Origin of the sequence: Paraburkholderia lebeckiae (assembly GCF_014201005.1) — a bacterium.
GTDB classification, from domain to species: Bacteria; Pseudomonadota; Gammaproteobacteria; order Burkholderiales; family Burkholderiaceae; genus Paraburkholderia; species Paraburkholderia tuberum.
Map to the genome: position 1 here is coordinate 1 of NZ_JACHDK010000061.1, position 3,688 is coordinate 3,688.

Sequence of the window (3,688 nt, forward strand, 5' to 3'; positions counted from 1 at the left end):
GCCCGGCAACAAAGTCATCTGGCGAGGTATGCATCGATTGATCGACATCGAGCTTGGGTATTGGCTGGGCCGAGAAAAAAGTGGGTAATTGAAAGTTTTTTCGCTGGGTTTACCAGCTGTCGGCACTTTTCTCAGAGATGCAGGCGGCCTGCGGTACCGCAAATGGGTTACGAAAGTCCGGGGCCGCTCAGCGGAGGAGCACACTATGAAAATCGGATACGCGCGCGTCTCAACAGAAGAACAAAACCTATCGCTACAGCAAGACGCATTGCTGCGTGCAGGATGTGAAGTGTTGTACACGGACCACGGCATATCCGGCGCGTCCTTTTCCAGGACAGGACTGAACAACGCGCTCGCAAAGATATCGGCCGGCGATACGCTTGTCGTATGGAGGTTGGACCGGCTTGGCCGATCAATCGGGAAACTAATTGAACTGGTGAACTACCTTGGCAACAACAGTATCGACTTTATCTCGCTGACCGAGTCAATCGACACAACATCAGCCGGCGGCATGCTGATGTTCCACATGATGGCCGCACTGTCCGAGTTCGAGCGGCGACTCATTAGCGAACGCACTCGTGCGGGAATGGTGGCGGCGCGTGTACGCGGCAAGAATTTCGGCCGTAAGCCGCTACTAAGCCCGGCACAGCGCCGCCAGGCGGTCGCACTATTGGAAACGACCTCGATAGCCGAGATCGCACGGAAATTCAATGTGCATCCACGCACACTGAAACGGGCGATCAGCTTGGACGCAAATGCGATACGGCAACGAACGAATCCGTCTGCGCAACGAGGTCAATGAACCTCCGTATTGAACAGACGCGGCTCAGCTGCGCAGCGTCGTTTTGAAAGATGCCGGTTGCTAGAGGCACTGAGTGGCATCCGGACGCACACGTGGGTCTCACCGAGACGACCCCGTGGTGACTCACGGTTCCAACGAACCACCGACCGATCTATCGGCGGTCGCAGCGGCAATCGCTATTCGATATCGGCAGTAGTTAGAGCCCGTGCTCCTGGCTGATTCATATATCGCCTCAACGTGCGCCTGTCGATATTTAAGGTTTCCGCAACGAACTTGGCAGGATGTTCCTCTAGCAATTCGCGAGCTCGTTGTCGCTGTGCCTCGTTCAATGCGGCCGGCCTACCGATATTGCTGCCCCGCGCACGTGCCGCAGCAATACCCGCGCGAGTCCGTTCACTGATCAGTCCCCGCTCGAACTCCGCAAGCGCCGCTAGCATGTGAAATGTGAAGCGTCCGCTTGACGAGCGCGTATCGATGTACTCGGTCAATGACACGACTCGCACTCCGCGCATATCCAGGTCTCCGATTATTGCCGCGAGGTGCCTCATTGACCGCCCGAGGCGGTCCAGCCGCCACACAACAAGAGTGCTGCCAGGGACGGCTGTGGCCAACGCTTCGTTCAAGCCGGGGCGGTCGAACTTAGCACCCGAAATTCCCCGGTCTGAAAACGTCACATCGCAGCCGTAGGCCGCGAGCGCTTGTAACTGCAGGTCCAAGTGCTGTTCATCGGTTGATACTCGGGCATAGCCGATTTTGTTGTCACTGATCTTCATACCGGTCGCAGGTTCTATTGTCGTGAAAAGATTGCGCCGTGCGCAAACTCTCGGGTGCCAATCCCGTCTTTAAGTCGGGTATGGGTGCCTCGCCGCATCGTCCCGGAGGCCTCGCCGCAATTGGCGATTTCGCGAGAAACCAACGCCGACGTTACGCTACTTGTATGACGTACGACCACACTCCGATGCGTCGCAAATTCTTTGAGCGGCGCGACGTGCGCAGTCGCTGACGTTTAATTAAACGCTTTCGACGTCAATTGTGAATTGTAAGGTGCCCAAATATATTGACAACTTAATTCGCAATTTTTGCGCAGCCATTTGTACAAATAATGTTAATTCCTATGTTTTGCTCGCCTTTCGGCGCGAAGTGAACTCAGGGTCTCGGAGAATCGGCCTTTGCTTCAAAATAGGGCCGACACATTCCCACCCGCTTGGTCGGAAGAACGGATAGGGCGCAGCCTGCCGAAATGCGTCGGGCAGTGGTGTCTGCCACTGCCCGACTCTCGCGAGTTCGTAATGGCAACGTGGCGTACGTACTACGCAACATCCCTCAAGAACCCTTTGCGGGCGACCAATCAATTGACCGAAACCGACAAGCGGACACCAAACAGGCCGTCGCTACATTAATGAATGGACATGGGAAGTTCCGATCTTCGTAAGAAGGCGCGAGAAACCTAAATCTATTCACGTATCCGGAATAATGAGTAGCTTATTGTCATTAAGTGGCATTCTGTGCCGTCACGCCAAATTCATATAGATAATAGTTAACTATGTGATATGATGTCCTACTTCATTTACGACCGCATCGATTGCTCGATGGAATCCAGAACACGCGAGCAGTGGCGGAAAATCGGCTTGCCGACCAGACCGATTTCGCGCAGCGCGACCAGCCGCTCATTCCGGCAATGCGGCGGCTGCTTGTTGGAAACCCGGACATCAACGTCGAGATCACAGTCGATTACGGGCTGGCAGACGTCGTGGCCGACCGCTTCGATGCTGGAGTACGCCTCGGCGGGGAGATCGCCAGGGACATGATCGCGGTGCGGATTGGCCCCGACATTCCGATGGCGATCGTCGGTTCGCCGGAATACTTTCGCGACAGCCCAATGGCGACGTCACCGGCTCAACTGATCGACCACCGGGCCATCAATCTACGCCTGCCAACGTCGGGCACAGTAAACGCATGGCGACTGAAACGCGGAGGTCGCGAAGCACGTATCCGGGTTGATGGTCAGCTTGTGCTGAATACCATCGATCTCATCCTTGATGCGGCGCTCGACGGCCACGGCCTTGCCTATCTCTGCCGCTCGACCAGGTCCAGCACTGTCTCGACGCCGAGCGGCTCGTAAGGGTCGCCCGACCTGCCGGGATACCATCTCTACTATCCCCACCGGCGCCGTGCATCGCCTGCTTTCAGGCTTCTCGTGGACGCCTTGAGATATCGGGGATAAAGGGCAATGCCGCGCTTCGACCCGCAAGGTCCCGCTTACACGCCCTCACCGCGCCGTTCTTCCGCTCCTGGGACGCTGTGTAGTCACTGAGCCTCGAGACCAGCGACCAGCGGTTTCGACACACCCGGACTTTGCCATCGGGTGCCGGTTGGCTGGCTGCTCGCCAAAGCGAAGATTCACCGATCACTACGAATCCGAACGCTCGCCGCATGTGCGCTTATTTATCGAAACGGCGGTGCAACTCGGCTCAGTCATTCAAACGACGAGGCCAGACCTGGCCGAAGTCCGTGATGAAGGGAATGAGCGCAGTGATTCGCAATTTTGTGACCCCACAACCCAGGCTTGGCCCGGGCGCATGGATCGATGAACCATCGGGCGTGGCCCGGCATATTGCGCCGCAGCCCCGCCTGCTGGACGGACAACTCGTGGACGACGTGGTCGGCTATCGGTTTGATGATTCTCATCGCAAGCCTTGGCGGCTCGCTGGAGTTTTTACGATTTCATCGCCTACGGCTTTTTTGCCCATAACATCGCGGCCCAGTTTTTCCCGAACTCGTCGTCACTGGTTAGGGTCTGTTTACATTTGACGAAATCTTTCAATTACCCACTTTTTTCTCGGCCCAGCCAATACCCAAGCTCGATGTCGATCAATCGATGCATAC

3 protein-coding genes are annotated in these 3,688 nt (G+C 56.4%); 2 read left to right on the forward strand and 1 reads right to left on the reverse strand.

Features of this window, described 5'->3' with window-relative positions:
• Positions 1–205 precede the first annotated feature (205 nt).
• Entirely contained in the window at positions 206–802 is a 597-nt protein-coding gene (locus HDG39_RS34370; protein ID WP_184012708.1) for a recombinase family protein, read from the forward strand.
• Between the two features lie 176 nt (positions 803–978).
• On the opposite strand, the gene HDG39_RS34375 is transcribed toward HDG39_RS34370, so the two are convergent.
• Positions 979–1,575, reverse strand: a complete 597-nt coding sequence (locus HDG39_RS34375; RefSeq protein ID WP_184012710.1) for a recombinase family protein — start codon at positions 1,573–1,575, stop codon at positions 979–981.
• 809 nt (positions 1,576–2,384) lie between these two features.
• On the opposite strand from HDG39_RS34375, the gene HDG39_RS34380 reads away from it, so the two are divergent.
• Complete coding sequence (locus HDG39_RS34380) at positions 2,385–2,924, forward strand: LysR substrate-binding domain-containing protein (RefSeq protein WP_260328459.1); 540 nt, start codon at positions 2,385–2,387, stop codon at positions 2,922–2,924.
• Positions 2,925–3,688 lie beyond the last annotated feature (764 nt).

Excerpts from the sequence above, each read along its gene's own strand:
- HDG39_RS34370 (WP_184012708.1), top strand. The coding sequence starts at position 206 with ATGAAAATCGGATACGCGCGCGTCTCAACAGAAGAACAAAACCTATCG.
- HDG39_RS34375 (WP_184012710.1), bottom strand. The coding sequence starts at position 1,575 with ATGAAGATCAGTGACAACAAAATCGGCTATGCCCGAGTATCAACCGAT.